Source organism: Selenomonas sp. ND2010, from assembly GCF_000702005.1.
GTDB lineage: Bacteria > Bacillota > Negativicutes > Selenomonadales > Selenomonadaceae > Selenomonas_A.
Genome location: NZ_KL370847.1, coordinates 31,215 through 46,800, shown reverse-complemented (window position 1 = coordinate 46,800; position 15,586 = coordinate 31,215). Strand labels below are relative to the sequence as shown.

Here is a 15,586-nt window from a genome sequence, read left to right as displayed (position 1 = left end):
ACAAAAGCCTTCCCTGCTGGAAAAGGTGAGCGAAAAACGCTCGGATGGAGTGTATGACCTCATCCGCCCCTAACGGGGCACCTTCCCCAGAGGGGAAGGCTGTATTTGTTTTTCCTATGGCTTCCCCCTTGAGGAAGGCTTGGGATTACTGTAATAAACTCAGCACATTACTGCCGCTTTGATTGGCTTGGGCCAGCATCGACTGCGCTGCCTGCATCAAGACATTCGATTTGGTATATTCCGTCATTTCTTTTGCCATATTAGCATCACGAATCGTCGATTCACTGGCCTGCGTCTGTTCCGTTGCCGTGGTGAGATTGGCTGACATGAATTCCATTCGCGCTGACTGTGCGCCCAAAGTCGTATTGGCCGAGAGCAGATATTTGATTCCCTGATTGACATGTTCCAGGAATTTATTTGCCCGCACACGCGTTGTCACGCAGTTATTCAAATCCATCGTCACGATGTCAGCCGGATACTGCCAGGTATCTTCGAGCCATTTGCGCTGTTTCTCAGCAATCGTGAGATTTTCATAGCCCGCTGGCCATTCTTTGGGATAATCTTTCAACTCTGGCTGGATATTCCAATGCTCTTTCGCATCAGGGAAAATCATCGACAACGTCGTATTCGGCAATTCAATCATCGTGTTCTGACTGCCACGATCCCAGCTCTGGATATGCAGATACTGTTTCGGGTCGTTATAGGGAACAGGAATTTTCCCCGGAATAAAATCGCCCATCAGACCATTTTTCAAGGTCAAACCACTGCTTGCTTTATAGATGTGCAGCTCTCCAGCTGATGCATCATATTTGAATTGCACCGAATGCCTAAGCGCAATCTGGGTGCTGACATCGGAATTGCTGGGCAAGCGCCCAGTACCAACGCCAGTCGTGTCATACACTGCATTGAACACGGCTGCCTCTAAATCCTTAGCGGTTTGAACCCCAGCTACACCAACTTTATAGCAAATTGGCGTTGTATCGTTTTGGTTATTGACATCAGGGCCAAAACGAGTCGACGAATAAGAATTCGCATCAAAATAAAACGTCATAAACTGACTGCATGCATTGCATTTCAATGAAAACCCCTTGCCATGAAGATCCGCGGGAATATTTAACGATGCATTGTTAAAGATGCTATTAAAATCAATAACGAAATCATTAACGGAGGTGTTGCCATTCGCATTTTGTACAAAGGGCACTTGATAATCAGAACCATCAACAGGCAGCTGACTAAGCGCAACGAATCCATCTGGATTTTTTACATACCCACTGGTCGGCTCAAAGACCAAGCCATCTTCCATTTTAATCGTCGTCGTACGCTGATTGAGCAGTTGTATGCCATTATAGGTCGTATCCTGCGCCAAGAGCTCAATCTGATCCATGGTCTGCGTAGCTTCCTTTTGCAGGATTGCCCGGTCGCTATCGGTATAGGTGTCATCGGAAGCTTTCATCGTTATGGTAAACAGCGTGCGCATCAATTCTACCTGTTTATCGACCGTAGCCGACGCCAAATCCAGCATATTCTTACCCTTGCTGGCATTGTCATTGCACTGGCTGAGCGCCCGGATCTTGGCACGCATTCGCTCGGAAATCGAATACCCGGAGGCATCATCCCCGGCGTTATTGGTTTTCATCCCTGTAGAAACCTTCTGCAATTGCTTGCCTAAGGCACTATCGTTTTTTTTGAGCTGGCCTAAGGCCTTCATTGCTCCTCGGTTGTTCCGGATTGTCATCGCCATTGAAAAATCCCTTCTTCCTTCGGTAACCACCCGCTATTGCGTTATTGCAATAAACTCAAGACAGCGCTGCTGCTCTGATTCGCCTGCGCCAGCATCGACTGGGCTGCTTGCATCAGCACATTATTCTTCGTATAATCGGTCATTTCTTTGGCCATATTGGCATCACGAATCGTCGACTCACTGGCCTGTACATTCTCACTGGCCGTCGTGAGGTTGCTAGCCGTGTATTCCATACGGCTCTGCAAAGCACCAATCGTCGTTTGCTGATCGAGGGCCTTCTCTAACGCACGGTCAAGCACGGTCATCGTCCGCTTAGCCTCAGCCCGCGTCTCAACACTGATATTCTTGCCATCATCACTGCGAAGGCCCAGCGCTGTCGCATGGATATCGGAGAACTGCGCCTGGATATTCTGGTTGGCCTTCGTGCCGACCTGGAAGCGGAAACCGCCCTCAGGACGCGTGTAATTCGGCCATTTCACCGTAAGTCCCTGAATCACCGAGGTATCGCTGCCCGGATAGTACCAGAAATTCGGCGATTTTCCCTCGATAACCACCTGCTCGGCATTGGCATTCTCACCCATCCAAGCCTTTGCACCGAGTGCCGAGCCCGTATCGAACTTATTATCGGCATCAATATCGCAGAATTCCTTGAGAAACTCCTTGGTCGTATGACCAGCTGCCGTATAGTCTGTCAAGTCCTGCTTGAAGCCAGCGATTGCCGCCGCTGCCGAAGAAAAGCCGCCTTTCGAAGCTGCCGCTACCGCTTCGTCCAGTGCCCCGCCGCCTTTTTCATCAAGCACATTCATAAAGCGCGTCATCATATGACCGTCATGGCCGCTCTTGGCATTGAGATAGTGGAAGAACGCATAGCCCATAGCGTAAGGAACGACGCCATCTCCATTGCCAAATTGTGAATCAACCTTGTCCGGCGTAAGTGCCAACAACACGTCTTTTCTATCCCCCTGGTCATCGATACCATGGATATAATCCGCCGCACCTTCTTTAATATACTTCGGCAAATTGTCAAAGCCCGTAATATTCGCCGACATCACTGCATGCGTCATCTCATGGGCAATCGTGCGGTCAAGATAGGGATAAGAACCAGCCTTGCCGTTTACATCATGTTCGGCCAAGGCATCATAGACATCCATATTGATGGTAAGATCCAATTTATTCGTCTTACCATCACTGCCAAAATATGAAGTAACATAGGCCAGCGTAGTCGTACCACCAGAGCCACCAGAGCTGCCCCTTTCAAATTTAACGGTCATCTCCCTGACGCTCGTCTCATCCTCCTGGAACGACAGACCGTAGGCCTCTTTTGCCATTGAAAGCGCACTATCGAGCCACTCACTGTTCAGTGCCTTGATAATACGCTGCTCAGCAGTAGTTCCTGCATCAGCTGATCCGTCAAAGAGAATCTTATTATTGAAGGTAATACTGGCATTGTCATCCACCTGATCGATGGATTGATTGAGTTCCTTCTGGATAATCGCGCGGTCCGCATCAGTATTCGTATCGTTGGCCGCGTTAATGGCCTTTTCCTTCATGGTCTTCAAAATATCGACCGTCGAGGAAATCGCACCTTCCGCGGTTTTCATCATGCTGATAGCACTCTGCGTATTATCGATGTCCTGATTGAGACCGCGCACCTGCACGCGCATGCGCTCCGAAATCGCATAGCCTGATGCATCATCTGCCGCACCATTGATTTTCATGCCGGTAGAAACCTTCTGCAGACTCTTGGACAATGCCGTGCTGTTCTTATTCAGCGTACCCAACGTATTTTGCGCCGCCATGTTGTTCTTGATTACCATTCCCATGATGATTCCTCCATGTAATTACATCAACGAGAGCACCCTGCCGATTACTCTCTGCCATCCTTGCATTTCCTTTTAATGGGTCTTTTTCTATACATATATATAATCGAACAAAAACGATAAAAACTTAAATGTATTCACGAAAAAATACTAAAAAAGGCTGTGATGTTGCTTTTATTTATGCCAGATATGCGCCATGATGTCCTCATAAACCGCTTCTAGGTGCTGGACCAGCACGCTTAGCATCAGCTGAATCATCTTGCTATCGAAGGTCTCATCGACAAAGGGCAGGCAGATGTCAAGATAGACTGTACCATCCTCGCGCAGGTAGTATTTAAAAATCTTGTACTGCGTGTTAAGCTCGTTGAGATATGTTTTGAGGTCACTGCGTTTATCCTCGGGAATCCCTGTGATAATCTGCGTGCGAATGACCGTAAAGATACTCGTATCGATCAAGATTGCCATCGGCAGAATCTGCCCTTTGGCCTCAATGCGCGAGCGAAAGATAACCGTGGAGTAATCGTCCTCCACCGACTCCGTACTGAACACATCAATATTATTCTCAATGAGAAACTCCTGGAATTTCAGTGCCTTCTCATTACTCTCAACACCTTTGGATTTCTTTGGCATATCGTTTCCTCACTTCTCTTTTGTCGTCTTTAATCTGCGAAGTACTGCTTGGCATTATTATAACATATATCTTCCATCAATTTTCCCAAAGCATTCCAATCCTCGGGATACTCCCCATTTTCCACCATCCGGCCCACGAAATTACAGAGGATGCGGCGGTAGTATTCATGACGATTGAGGGAAAGCAGGCTGCGCGCATTACTCGGCATGTGAATGGCATTTCCGAGCAGCAAAAGGTTGGCCGTGTTGGCCAGCTGAGCTTCGATGCCCGCCTTGTCCCCCTGAAAAGTCCACGAGCCTCCCAGCTGCAGTTTTCCTGCCACACCACTCCCTTGGAAAGCTCCGATTACCGACGCAATCAACGCGCCATCGGACGGATTGCGGGAGCTAATGATGGTCTTGGGAATTTTCCCCTCCCGATTGAGCCGGTCAAAGAATCTGGCCAAGTTATCACCGCGACAGCCGCTTGACAGGCAGTCATCGCCCTTATCCGGCCCCAGCTGCTGCGCCCGCACCGTATTGCTGTCGCGAACTACAGCATATTCCAGCTGCATAATCCAGCCGCGCCGTGCGTATTCCTTGGCCAGGAACAGCAGCAACGCCGTCTGATATTGCTCACGAGCTTTGGGCGAAGGTGTCCCTTTGCCGTTAATCGTACGGCCCACGATATCATCGAGTTCAAAGTTTTCGGCCGGGTAGTAGCTGATGGCCGCCAACGTATGATCAGCCGTACAGCAGCCCAGTGCTGCAAAGGCATCCATCCGTGCCGACAATGCCTCATAGATGTCATGCATCGTGCTGATTTCTATTCCCGCGGAGGTTCCCAGCTCATATTTCATGTAGTTTTCCCATTCTTCCCCCTCGATTTGCAGGGCCTTATCCGGACAAAACACCGGCACGACATCAGCCGGACAGGCTTTTTCCTGACGAAGTTGCTCGAACCGCTGCAACTTGCCAGACGGGTCAGCCAAAATGCCCAATCCTTCCACCTTTTCCTCTGCCAGGATTTTCCACGGCGAAAGGTCTTTTAGTTTTGCATTGGCCTCATTCCAGATTTTTTCCGCCGTATCCCCGCTAAGGAATTCCTCACAGCCAAAAAATCGTTTGAGCTCGATATGCGTATTTAGATAAATAGGATTACCCATAGCTTTCGGCAGGGTTTCCGCAAATTTTTGGAATTTCTCACGGTCCGAAGCCTCGCCGGTGATGTATTTCTCCTCCACACCGTTTGCCCGCATCAACCGCCATTTCTCTGGCGAATTTTTCAGCATCAACTGGGTGAGATTGCGATAAGGTTCATCGCCACCAATCTCCTCAACGCGCAAATGCGTCCGATAATCGATAACGGGCAGGCTGGCCACATAGTCATGATAAAGCCGCTTAGCCGCCTCGGTCTGCAGCATAACATCATTCGGTATATATTTCTTCATGCAAATCTCCCCCTTTGCGAAAATCTTTGCCAGCGATAATCTTCTCCCCTACTTTATTCGCCTTTCCTGCCTGAAATCCTGTAAAAAAAAAGAAGGCTCATTGACCGTCATTTCTGTCAATGAGCCTTCGCTTATGCGAACATCCTCAAGATTCTTTCTTCAGTAACGTATGGCTGGCGTAAAGGGCCACGCAGACGATGGCAAAAATGATACCAGCGGGATAAGTGATGCTCGTTGCGAGTTTAAATCCTTCCGGAGCCTGCAGAATATAGGTAAAGGTAACTGCCGACATGAATGTTGCCGGAACTGCTGGGATAACCCAAGCTTTACTGCCCTTATGAACGCGATACAGATAAGTAGCACCCGTCCAAAGAACAATCATGGCCAGCGTCTGGTTCGTCCAAGAGAAATAACGCCAAATGATGTTGAAGTCCATCTGCGATAAGATGCCTCCGATTGCCAGCAATGGTACCGCAAACATAAGGCGTTTACCCGCTTTTTTCTGGTCGACGCCAAACCAATCAGCTAGCGTCAGACGGGCACTGCGGAAAGCCGTATCGCCAGAAGTAATCGGGCAGGCAATAACGCCAAGCATTGCCAGCGTTGCACCGACATAGCCAGTCCAGCTTCCCGCACCGCCCATGAAGCCAACGCAGATATCATAGACAACCGTACCAGCACCGCCGGCTGCCATGGCTTTGGCAAGACCGCCCGTGCTGTCATAGAACGTAACACCGGCAGCTGCCCAGATCAGGGCAATGATGCCCTCTGAAACCATGGCCCCGTAGAATACCGGACGGCCCAAGCGCTCATCGCGCAGGCAGCGGGCCATGATAGGCGACTGCGTAGAATGGAATCCCGATACAGCACCGCAGGCAACCGTGATGAACATCAGCGGCCAGATTGGCATAGCATCGCCTTTCGGATGCAGATTGGCCAGCTGAAGTTCCGGCATGGTATGTCCACCAACGCCAAAGAGCATGCCACCCATGATCCCCAAGGCCATGATGATCAGGCAGGCGCCAAAGAGCGGATAGAAGCGGGCGATAATCGCATCAATCGGCAGCAGCGTTGCCAGAAAGTAATAAGCCAAAACGCAGGGCAAAACAATCGTTACAGCTACACCCGTAAGCTTTGCCAAAAGCCCAGCCGGCCCTGTCATGAAAACCGTACCGACAAGGACCAGCAGCACTACGGAGAACACGCGCATGATAAACAGCATCGTGCCTCCCATATGGTGACCAACAACCTCCGAGATACTCTTGCCATCCTCACGCAAAGAAATCATACCGGACAAGTAGTCGTGAACACCACCAGCAAAAATCGTACCAAAGACAATCCAGAGATAAACGGACGGCCCCCAAAGAGCACCGCCCAGCGCACCGAAAATCGGGCCAAGGCCTGCGATATTCAGCAGCTGAATCATGAAGACTTTCCAAGTTGGCAGTGGAATGTAGTCAACCCCATCGTTGTGGACTAACGCCGGTGTAGGCTTGTCCGTCGGACCGAAAAGGTTGTCTACGATTTTGCCGTAGATGAAATAACCACCAATAAGTGCCAGCAAAGCAACCAGAAATGTAACCATTTTTTTCACCTCATCTTGTAAAATTGATAATAAAACTGAAAAATGCGACGATTGCTTGTAAATTATCTTAGCATAATCCGCCTGAATTGTCTATATATTTCAAACTCTTTGGATATATCGAATAAGAATCATCTTGATAACCTGCAGTTATCGGCTTGCTTTGGTATGTTATACTAAAATTGTTTGTTTATCACGTTTTTCTATGAAAGGATTCTTATGGCTATTCTTCTTTTCCTGCTGCTGGGACTTTTTGTCGGCTGCTTTGGCACACTGGTCGGAATCGGCGGCGGGCTCATCTGTGTGCCGGTCTTTATCTTCTTCATGTCGGACGGCGGGCTTTATCCCTACTTCCATACGGCCGCGCAAATTACCGGCACCTCACTGGTCGTAGTACTTGCTAATGCCGTATCGGGCACCATTGCCTACATCCGCCAAAAGCGCGTTTTCTTCCGTGCGGCGATTCCCTTCGCACTGGCTACCCTGCCAGGTGCTTTTATCGGTTCCTATATCGTAAACGAATTCAGTGCACCACAGCTCGATTTCTACTACGGTGTATTCGTACTCTGTATGGCCTGCATTATGTTTTGGAACACGATGCACAAACCACCGACGGACACCATCGATCTTCCCGACAATTTCGCTTTCAATAAATGGATTGGCATCACTGCCAGCTTTGGTGTCGGCTTTGTCTCAAGCATCTTCGGCGTCGGCGGTGGCATTATCCATGTACCGCTCATGATTTACCTGTTGAGCTTTCCGGTACACGTTGCTACTGCGACCTCGCATTTCATTCTCGCTTGCTCGTCCATCTTCGGCGTTGTTTCCCATTTCCTTTTGAATCACATCATCTGGCTGCCAGCAATCTGCATTTCGATTGGCGCTGCCATCGGCGCGCAGATTGGCGCTAAGATTTCCAAAAAAACAAAGTCCAAGGTTATCCTTGGACTTCTGTCTCTGGCTATGTTTGCTTTAGGTATTCGGTTAATTTTAATGGGTGGACACATATCTCTCGGATAAAGTCTGCCAAATAATCCGCAAAAATCATTTTGGCCTCGCAGAATCGTTGCAGTTCGGCGAGGTTTTTTTCGCGTTCCACATCGTATTCAATGCGATGGATAATCCGCGCCAGCTGCTTGCGCGTTTCTTTGTCATAGAGACTCTTCAAGTTGGCTACAGCTGCCGTACTGCGCTTGGCCTCCACGAGCCAACAACTCGTGCTGAGGTCATGGCTGAAATTGTCAAAGCCCTGTGCTTCCCACATCTCTCCTGCGGAAAAGTCCTCGTCTTGCTGTCCCGGCAAAAAATCGATTTCCTTATACAGAGTATCATCGAGCAGCCGGACGACCTCGCTTTTCGCATAGAGATGCTGCTGCCGCACAGGGAAAATCCCTTCGCGAAGTTGTGCCAATACGCCATGATAGCGAATATTTCCGTACGACGTATAAAGCGTCCCAACATCCGTCAGCTTCCGGCTGATGTCCATCATGGTCTCGTAGGGTTGAAATGCCTCCTCCAAACAACTTTCCGCAATCGCATAGTCAAAGGATTCCTCGGCAAAAGGTAGCGCCTCCTGACGATAGTCAAGGATATGCCAATCGACGCCCAGCTCCTGAAATTCGCCCAGTGCCGCGATTTCCTCAAACCGCGTGACCGCGGTAATCTTCGCCTGGGGATAAGCATTTCGCAGTGGTGTTAGATACTGAGCACTCTCAACGACCAGCCAGCGGCCAGCCTCAGGACCGCCAACAATAAAATCCATCAGGGTATGTCGCAAAATCCCTCTTCCTCTCAAATTTCTTTCTTTATCTCAGGCAGTTTTTTACCGCCTGCTCAAAATTCCCTATATAAGCGTCTTTATCCATCAATGCCGAATGCTCTAATTCCGTCCGCAGCATCAACTGCGTCCTCGCCAGGCCTTCTTTATCCACGGCCAGCTGCAAAGCCAACTTGATGTACGCATCGGTGCTATCAGCCAGCCATTCGGAAAAGCCTGCGGCGTTTAAGATACTGCTGCTGAGGCGTGCACTATGATGGTCACCACCTAAGGCGACCACCGGTACCCCCATATAAAGGGCTGTCGCCGTCGCCGCCCCGCCAGGGTAAGGGAAGGTATCCAACATGATATCAATTTGCTGATACTGCGTCAAATACGCATCACTGCCAAGGCGCACCTCGACCCGCTCCATCGGCAGTCCAGCATTTTCCAGCCGTTTTTGCATGACAGCTCGCCGCTCGAAAAGCCGCGTCGTATCCTGGACCACGAGCCGGCTGTCCGGCAGATTATTTAAGATTTCCCGCCAACAATCCATAACAGGGCGCGATATCTTCATGAAATTTTGGAAACAGCCGAAAGTGATAGTACTTTCCGCGCGCGTTTTGCGCGTCTGCCGCCGCATTGGCACTGACGGCTGGAAACAAAAGCCATGAGGCAGGCGCAGCAGTTTTTCTTTGAATAGCAACTGCGCCTGACCGTCCAAGGGGTCCATAATACCATCCGTCAGGAAATAATCCATAGCCGACAGCCCCGTGGTATCAAACCAGCCGATTCCACAAAGCTGTACGGATGCCGGACGCTGTGCCATCACCATCAAGGTCATGCCGCCATCGGCATGACCACTCAAATCCATCAGCACATCGATTTCATCCCAACGGATAGTCTTTGCCATCTGTTCAAGATTTTGACCACTCAAGCAGCGATAAGTCAGCCCCGACGCCTGCAGCTGACGCGTAAAATCATCTTCATCGGATTCCATCGCATAGGCATACACTTCAAACGCGCGCACATCAAGCCCCGTCAGCAAACATTCGTAGAATCGGGCCGAGGACGATTCCCGGAAATCACGCGCGAGAAAACCAATCCGTATGCGATCATGCTGATACGCTGGACACGGCGGCAATTCTATGGTATCCCGATACAACCCCTGATATACTACATGCTGCTGATATAACTCCTCCGGCGATAACCCCGGCAGATAATGAAGCGCGAACAGGTAGTTGGAAAAATGCTCCCGCTGACTCCGCAAAAAGCGATCCGACTGCGCGGCATTGCTGTAAGCCGCCGCCGCTCCCTCAGCATCAGCCAGATCATGGAACATCGCTCCATAAAGTTCATGAACCCGCCACATTTCCTCAAGGGGAACTTCCCCAGCACCACGCAGCTCGTCAAGCATCTTGCGGGCCGCAGTAGTTTTTCCCTTTGCCAGCAACGAACAAATCCCATCCAATTTTGCTTGCCAATCCACCATTTTTAACCTCGAAACTCAAAATAAGCCACTTCCGGCGGACAGCCAATCCGGCAGGGGAACCAGCTGCCATTGCCTACGTGGACATAACCATAACTATCGCCCAACCGCACCATACCGCGCGTGTATTTGAACACGGGAAAGAGCGGCCAGCCAAAGATACCAAACTGACTGCCATGAGTATGGCCGGTCAGCGTCAATGGTATCCCTGCCGCCGCGGCATTATCGATAAACTCCGGATGATGCGCTAATACTATTGTACTTTTTCGTTCTTTTTCAGGAATATCCTCTATGGTTTGGGCAAAGTATTCCGCCTTGAGCTGACGGAACTTCTCCGTCTCCCGAATCATCGGATGGTCTGTTCCCGCTATCCAGAAGGATTTCCCTGGAACCTGCTCCGCGTGGTTGTAAAGCGCATGAACCCGCGTTGCCGACAGCAGCCGCTTGATTTCCGTCACACCACGGAAATGTTCGTGATTCCCCAAGCAGTACCAAATGCCGTCGGGGAATCTATCCACATATTCATCCAGCAGTTGTGCCGCCGCAGGATTCTGCCCCTCGTCATCGAAAAGATCCCCGGTAATTGCCAGCAGATCTGGACCATCCGATGCAATCCGCTCCAATAACCTTCGCAGTTCCGCCACCGAAAAGAATCTTCCCAGATGAACATCACTGATTTGCGCCAAGCGGTATCCCTCGGGGAAAGCACCAGCTGCCATCGGGATGCGATAGCGATTGTCCACCGTATGACAGCGCTCATAGCCATATCCATACCCACTTGCCGCCGCCAGCCCCACCGGATAGCTGACCGCCTTCTTCAGGAAGCGGCGTCTGCCCGCATCTTCAGGGATTCTCATACTGAGCCTCCATATCACGACGGCTGGGATTACGATAAACACCAATAACAATAAACTGATTACAATTAACCAAAAATAATGTATCATATAATTCTCCTGAAAAAATGCAAAAAAAGAGAACCGGCAAGGCCGATTCCAACATTTACCCAAATAACAGCATTACATTACCGGCATATTTATGCCAGTCCACGAAGGTGAGCATTTTCCGCCTGCCGTTCCCGGTAATACCAGCGGATTGAGTTGCCAATAGCGCAGCGTACTGCGTCAAGTTCTCCTGCCAACGCCAACTTGCGAAGACGATTGACGTCAAAGCCATTGACAGACAAGTAACTTGCAGAAAGGAAACCTCCTCGTTTCAAGATTTTGCGATAACTCGCACTGTCACGACGGTCCATTTCAATGTTCTTGATAGCCATAAATAATCCCCCCATAGTATTATGTATGAGTCTATTTACATGCTCCCCTAATGGCAACTACATTATAGCATAAATATGTAACATTGTACACTATATCTTGTGGATACTATTTATTTCAGCCCATTATATCTAATTTCAACGTCTTTATTCTTTTTGTTTTTTTATCCAAACACTGTCAATCTATAATATTTTATTATATAATAATATTGTTATATATGTATTAAAAATATAGGAGGCTTATCTATGCTGACTGCACAAATGAAAGAATATCCGCTGCCTGCCGAGCTTCAGGCAAAAATAGATCTTGTTCTCGAATCACATGATAACGATCCGACACAGATCGTCGGCATCCTGCTCGAAGTGCAGGAGCTCCATGAGCGTCATTACATTTCTGAACCCATTGCCTACTATTTGGCTGACCGCCTTTCGCTGCCGGTCACCAATATCTTTGACTGCCTTAATTTCTATAGCGAACTTTCTTCCAAGCCACGAGCAAAATACCCCATCCAGGTCTGCAGCTCGCCTGCCTGTCGCGTAAACGTCATCGACACACAGCGCTTGCTCGAAACCCTCCAGCGTCTGCTCGACATCAAGATTGGCGAAACGACTTATGACGGACGCTTTACACTCGAGACTACGACCTGCTATGGTGCCTGTGACCGCGCGCCATCGGTGCGCATCAATGGTCAGATTTACGACCATCTGGACACACAGGAAAAGATTGAAGCCCTGCTTCGTTCCCTGACGTAAGCTGAGGAGGAAATGTTATGAGCAATCAAGTTAGATTCCTGACCAAGAACTTTGATCAGTATGATACCTCATCCATCGGATCGTATATGAATATCGGCGGCTTTGAGGCCCTGCGCAAAGCTGTGACCATGGACCCGGAAAAAATCTGCGACATGATTACCGAGGTCAAAGTACGCGGACGCGGTGGCGCCGAATATCCCCTCGGGCGCAAATGGTCACAGGCTCGTGCCGTTGTCGGCGAGAATAAAGTCGTTGTCTGCAACGCCGACGAAGGGGAAACCACCACCTTCAAAGACCGCGAACTCATCCAAAAAGACCCCTTCAACCTCATTGAAGCCTTGATTATCGCTGGCTATGTCTGTGGCGCCACCGATGGCTACATCTATATGCGCGCAGAATACGCCTGCCTCCGTCCATTGCTGCTCAATGCGATTCGCCAAGCCAAGAATTACGGCTTTCTAGGCGAAAACATTCTCGGCAAGGGCTTTGATTTCAACTTGCACCTCTATTCCGGTGGTGGTGCCTATGTCTGCGGCGAAGGCACTGCGCTCATTCGCTCCATTGAAGGCAAAGCCGGACGCCCCCGCATGAAACCGCCTTTCATCAAAGTCAGCGGTCTCTTCGCCCGTCCGACCTGCCTCAACAATGTCGAAAGCCTGTCCATCGTCCCACACCTGCTCGTTGATAAAGACAACGTCTACGCATCCTGCGGGTCCGGTGACTCCATCGGTACAAAAATGATTTCCGTTGCCGGGAATGTCAACAATCCAGGTGTTTTCGAAATTCCTTTCGGCACTACCATCCGGGAAATCATCTACAACCTCGCTGGCGGCATCCAGCATGACCGAGAAATCCAACTCATTCAGTTTGGCGGCGCATCGGGTAAGATTGCCGATGCCTCGATTCTCGATACGCCCTATACCTACGACGATCTTCGCAACGCAGGTGTCATGGTCGGCTCTGGCGGCATTTTGGTCATCGACGAACGCACCAGCGTCATCGACTTCCTGCGCATGAATCAGGAATTTTTCTCTGAGGAAAGCTGCGGTCAGTGTACGCCCTGCCGGGAGGGAAATCTCCACATCAAGATTATCCTCGACAAGATTGCCAATCACACCGCTACGTCAGAAGACATCCGCATCATGGCCACCATTGCCCGCGTCATGAGCATGTCTTCCCTTTGCGGTCTTGGCGAGACGGCACAAAACACCCTGCAGTCCGCCATGCTGACATTCCCCGAGGTATTTGAAGTTGGAGGTACCGAATCATGACCACAGCAAACGAAGTAAAAGATATCCCAATGGTCCATTTGACTATCAACAATATCCCTATCGAAGTGCCGAAGGGAACCAAAATCATGCAGGCGGCACAAACTCTGGGCATCGATATTCCGCACCTCTGCTATCACGAGGACCAGCGAATCAAAGCCCACTGCCGTCTTTGCGCCGTCGAAGTCGTTGGCAAACGCCGCCTGCTGGCTGCCTGCTCCACTGAAGTCTGGGAAGGGATGGAAGTCCATACCGATACGCAGATTGTCCGCGATACACAGGTATCCATCCTGCAGCTCATGTTAGCCAATCACAACAAAGACTGTCTGAGCTGTCCACGCAATCAGAACTGCGACCTGCAGCGTCTCTGCAGCCGCTTCAACATCCAGCACTCCCCACTGCCCAGCGTTCTCAAAGACGAACCCCGCATTGAAACGAATCCTTCGATTGTCCGGGACCCATCAAAATGCATCCGCTGCGGCCGTTGCATCCGCGCCTGCAAAGACGTTCAGGGTATCGCCGCCCTGACCTATGCCGGACGCAGCAGTGACATCGTAGTTACCACGGCATTCAACAAACCGATGGAAGCCACCGACTGCATTCTCTGCGGTCAGTGCAGCCTCGTCTGCCCCACCGGCGCCATCGTCGAAAAAGACGATACGAATAAAGTTCTCGACGCCCTGCAGGACCCACACAAACACGTTATCGTACAGGTTGCCCCATCTGTCCGCGTAGCCCTCGGCGATGCTTTTGGCATGGAAGAAGGCGCCATCGTCACCGGACAGATGGTCACTGCGCTAAAGCTCTTAGGCTTTGACAAAGTATTCGACACCAACTTCGGTGCTGACCTCACCATCATGGAGGAAGGTGCCGAGTTCCTTGACCGCCTGCAAAACGGCGGCACACTGCCAATGATGACTTCCTGCAGCCCAGGCTGGGTCAATTATATGGAGAAACATTTCCCGAACTGCATCGGTCATCTGTCTTCGGCCAAGTCCCCCATGAGCATGTTTGGGGCAATCGCCAAGACCTATTATCCGGAAAACGCAGGCATTGATGTAGGCGACATCGTCACAGTCTCAGTCATGCCCTGCACGGCTAAGAAATTCGAAGCCGCCCGTCCGGAAATGGGACGCAATGGCATCCCCGACGTCGATATCGTCCTCACCACCCGTGAGCTTATCAAACTCATAAAATATGTCGGTCTTTCCTTCAAGAACCTGCCCGAAAGCGAATTTGACAATCCTCTGGGACTTAGCACCGGTGCGGGGGCAATCTTCGGTGCTACCGGCGGCGTTATGGAAGCAGCTCTACGCACCGTATACGAAAAAGTCACCGGCGAAACGCTGGATAAAATTGAATTCAATGAAGTTCGTGGCTTTGAAGGCATCAAAGAGGCTGTCATCAAAATCAAAGATCGGGAAATCCGCGTCTGCGTAGCCCATACGCTTCGCAATGCCCGCCGCATTATGGAACAGGTCAAAAAAGGTACCAGTCCTTACGATTTCATTGAAATCATGGCCTGCCCCGGCGGCTGCATCGGAGGTGGCGGCCAGCCAATCGGTACGACCAACGCGATCCGCAAAAAACGCATGGCTGCCCTCTATGAAATCGACCGTGGCCTGCCACTACGCAAATCGCATGAAAACCCAGAAATCCAGACTCTTTACCGCGATTTCCTAGGCGAACCGCTCAGCCCACGGGCCCATGAACTCCTGCATACGACTTACCATAAAGCCGCCAAGCCATACGAATTTGACGAATAAAAACGAATGTAGGCTGTGAAATTACAGTTTGCAGGGGCGTAGTACCCAGTTCGTGTTCGAGGTAAGTCGCCGGCGGCGGGG

Annotated in this window: 13 protein-coding genes; 4 read left to right on the top strand and 9 right to left on the bottom strand. The window is 50.3% G+C overall.

Features of this window, described 5'->3' with window-relative positions; translation table 11 throughout:
- Window positions 1-145 precede the first annotated feature (145 nt).
- The 5 genes from T504_RS0112300 to T504_RS0112280 form a co-directional block, all read right to left on the bottom strand.
- Window positions 146-1,741 carry a flagellin N-terminal helical domain-containing protein gene (locus T504_RS0112300; protein WP_033171340.1) on the bottom strand — a complete coding sequence of 532 codons (1,596 nt, stop codon included), beginning with the start codon at window positions 1,739-1,741 and terminating at the stop codon, window positions 146-148.
- Window positions 1,742-1,782: 41 nt separating this feature from the next.
- On the bottom strand, window positions 1,783-3,564 hold the full coding sequence (locus T504_RS14670) for a flagellinolysin (RefSeq protein ID WP_051635369.1): 1,782 nt from the start codon (window positions 3,562-3,564) through the stop codon (window positions 1,783-1,785).
- Window positions 3,565-3,735: 171 nt separating this feature from the next.
- Window positions 3,736-4,191, bottom strand: a complete 456-nt coding sequence (locus T504_RS0112290; protein ID WP_033171339.1) for a type III secretion system chaperone family protein — start codon at window positions 4,189-4,191, stop codon at window positions 3,736-3,738.
- A gap of 29 nt (window positions 4,192-4,220) precedes the next feature.
- Window positions 4,221-5,621 carry a glucuronate isomerase gene (uxaC, locus tag T504_RS0112285; RefSeq protein WP_033171338.1) on the bottom strand — a complete coding sequence of 467 codons (1,401 nt, stop codon included), beginning with the start codon at window positions 5,619-5,621 and terminating at the stop codon, window positions 4,221-4,223.
- A 145-nt stretch (window positions 5,622-5,766) separates the two neighbouring features.
- Window positions 5,767-7,206, bottom strand: a complete 1,440-nt coding sequence (locus T504_RS0112280; RefSeq protein ID WP_033171337.1) for a carbon starvation CstA family protein — start codon at window positions 7,204-7,206, stop codon at window positions 5,767-5,769.
- A 210-nt stretch (window positions 7,207-7,416) separates the two neighbouring features.
- Here T504_RS0112280 and T504_RS0112275 point away from each other — a divergent pair, with 210 nt between their 5' ends.
- Window positions 7,417-8,223: a sulfite exporter TauE/SafE family protein gene (locus T504_RS0112275; RefSeq protein WP_033171422.1), complete on the top strand. Its 807-nt coding sequence runs from the start codon at window positions 7,417-7,419 to the stop codon at window positions 8,221-8,223.
- Here the strand turns inward: T504_RS0112275 and T504_RS0112270 are convergent.
- The 4 genes from T504_RS0112270 to T504_RS0112255 form a co-directional block, all read right to left on the bottom strand.
- Complete coding sequence (locus T504_RS0112270) at window positions 8,165-8,980, bottom strand: class I SAM-dependent methyltransferase (RefSeq protein WP_033171336.1); 816 nt, start codon at window positions 8,978-8,980, stop codon at window positions 8,165-8,167. The genes T504_RS0112275 and T504_RS0112270 overlap by 59 nt on opposite strands.
- A gap of 28 nt (window positions 8,981-9,008) precedes the next feature.
- Window positions 9,009-10,451 carry an O-linked N-acetylglucosamine transferase, SPINDLY family protein gene (locus T504_RS0112265; RefSeq protein WP_051635367.1) on the bottom strand — a complete coding sequence of 481 codons (1,443 nt, stop codon included), beginning with the start codon at window positions 10,449-10,451 and terminating at the stop codon, window positions 9,009-9,011.
- Window positions 10,452-10,453: 2 nt separating this feature from the next.
- Window positions 10,454-11,305 carry a metallophosphoesterase gene (locus T504_RS0112260; RefSeq protein WP_072022746.1) on the bottom strand — a complete coding sequence of 284 codons (852 nt, stop codon included), beginning with the start codon at window positions 11,303-11,305 and terminating at the stop codon, window positions 10,454-10,456.
- Between the two features lie 176 nt (window positions 11,306-11,481).
- Window positions 11,482-11,721, bottom strand: a complete 240-nt coding sequence (locus T504_RS0112255; protein ID WP_033171335.1) for a hypothetical protein — start codon at window positions 11,719-11,721, stop codon at window positions 11,482-11,484.
- A 243-nt stretch (window positions 11,722-11,964) separates the two neighbouring features.
- Here T504_RS0112255 and T504_RS0112250 point away from each other — a divergent pair, with 243 nt between their 5' ends.
- Genes T504_RS0112250 through T504_RS0112240 form a run of 3 tightly spaced genes read left to right on the top strand, consistent with a single transcriptional unit; the run spans window position 11,965 to window position 15,505 of the window.
- Entirely contained in the window at window positions 11,965-12,471 is a 507-nt protein-coding gene (locus T504_RS0112250) for an NADH-quinone oxidoreductase subunit NuoE family protein (protein WP_156033549.1), read from the top strand.
- A gap of 17 nt (window positions 12,472-12,488) precedes the next feature.
- Entirely contained in the window at window positions 12,489-13,742 is a 1,254-nt protein-coding gene (locus T504_RS0112245) for a complex I 51 kDa subunit family protein (protein ID WP_033171334.1), read from the top strand.
- Entirely contained in the window at window positions 13,739-15,505 is a 1,767-nt protein-coding gene (locus T504_RS0112240; protein ID WP_033171333.1) for an NADH-dependent [FeFe] hydrogenase, group A6, read from the top strand. The genes T504_RS0112245 and T504_RS0112240 overlap by 4 nt, the downstream gene beginning before the upstream one ends.
- Window positions 15,506-15,586 lie beyond the last annotated feature (81 nt).

What these genes read in the sequence shown, in the direction of transcription:
- T504_RS0112300 (WP_033171340.1), bottom strand. Translation starts at nt 1,741, where the DNA reads ATGGCGATGACAATCCGGAACAACCGAGGAGCAATGAAGGCCTTAGGC.
- T504_RS14670 (WP_051635369.1), bottom strand. Translation starts at nt 3,564, where the DNA reads ATGGGAATGGTAATCAAGAACAACATGGCGGCGCAAAATACGTTGGGT.
- T504_RS0112290 (WP_033171339.1), bottom strand. Translation starts at nt 4,191, where the DNA reads ATGCCAAAGAAATCCAAAGGTGTTGAGAGTAATGAGAAGGCACTGAAA.
- uxaC (WP_033171338.1), bottom strand. Translation starts at nt 5,621, where the DNA reads ATGAAGAAATATATACCGAATGATGTTATGCTGCAGACCGAGGCGGCT.
- T504_RS0112280 (WP_033171337.1), bottom strand. Translation starts at nt 7,206, where the DNA reads ATGGTTACATTTCTGGTTGCTTTGCTGGCACTTATTGGTGGTTATTTC.
- T504_RS0112265 (WP_051635367.1), bottom strand. Translation starts at nt 10,451, where the DNA reads ATGGTGGATTGGCAAGCAAAATTGGATGGGATTTGTTCGTTGCTGGCA.
- T504_RS0112260 (WP_072022746.1), bottom strand. Translation starts at nt 11,305, where the DNA reads ATGAGAATCCCTGAAGATGCGGGCAGACGCCGCTTCCTGAAGAAGGCG.
- T504_RS0112255 (WP_033171335.1), bottom strand. Translation starts at nt 11,721, where the DNA reads ATGGCTATCAAGAACATTGAAATGGACCGTCGTGACAGTGCGAGTTAT.
- T504_RS0112250 (WP_156033549.1), top strand. Translation starts at nt 11,965, where the DNA reads ATGCTGACTGCACAAATGAAAGAATATCCGCTGCCTGCCGAGCTTCAG.
- T504_RS0112245 (WP_033171334.1), top strand. Translation starts at nt 12,489, where the DNA reads ATGAGCAATCAAGTTAGATTCCTGACCAAGAACTTTGATCAGTATGAT.
- T504_RS0112240 (WP_033171333.1), top strand. Translation starts at nt 13,739, where the DNA reads ATGACCACAGCAAACGAAGTAAAAGATATCCCAATGGTCCATTTGACT.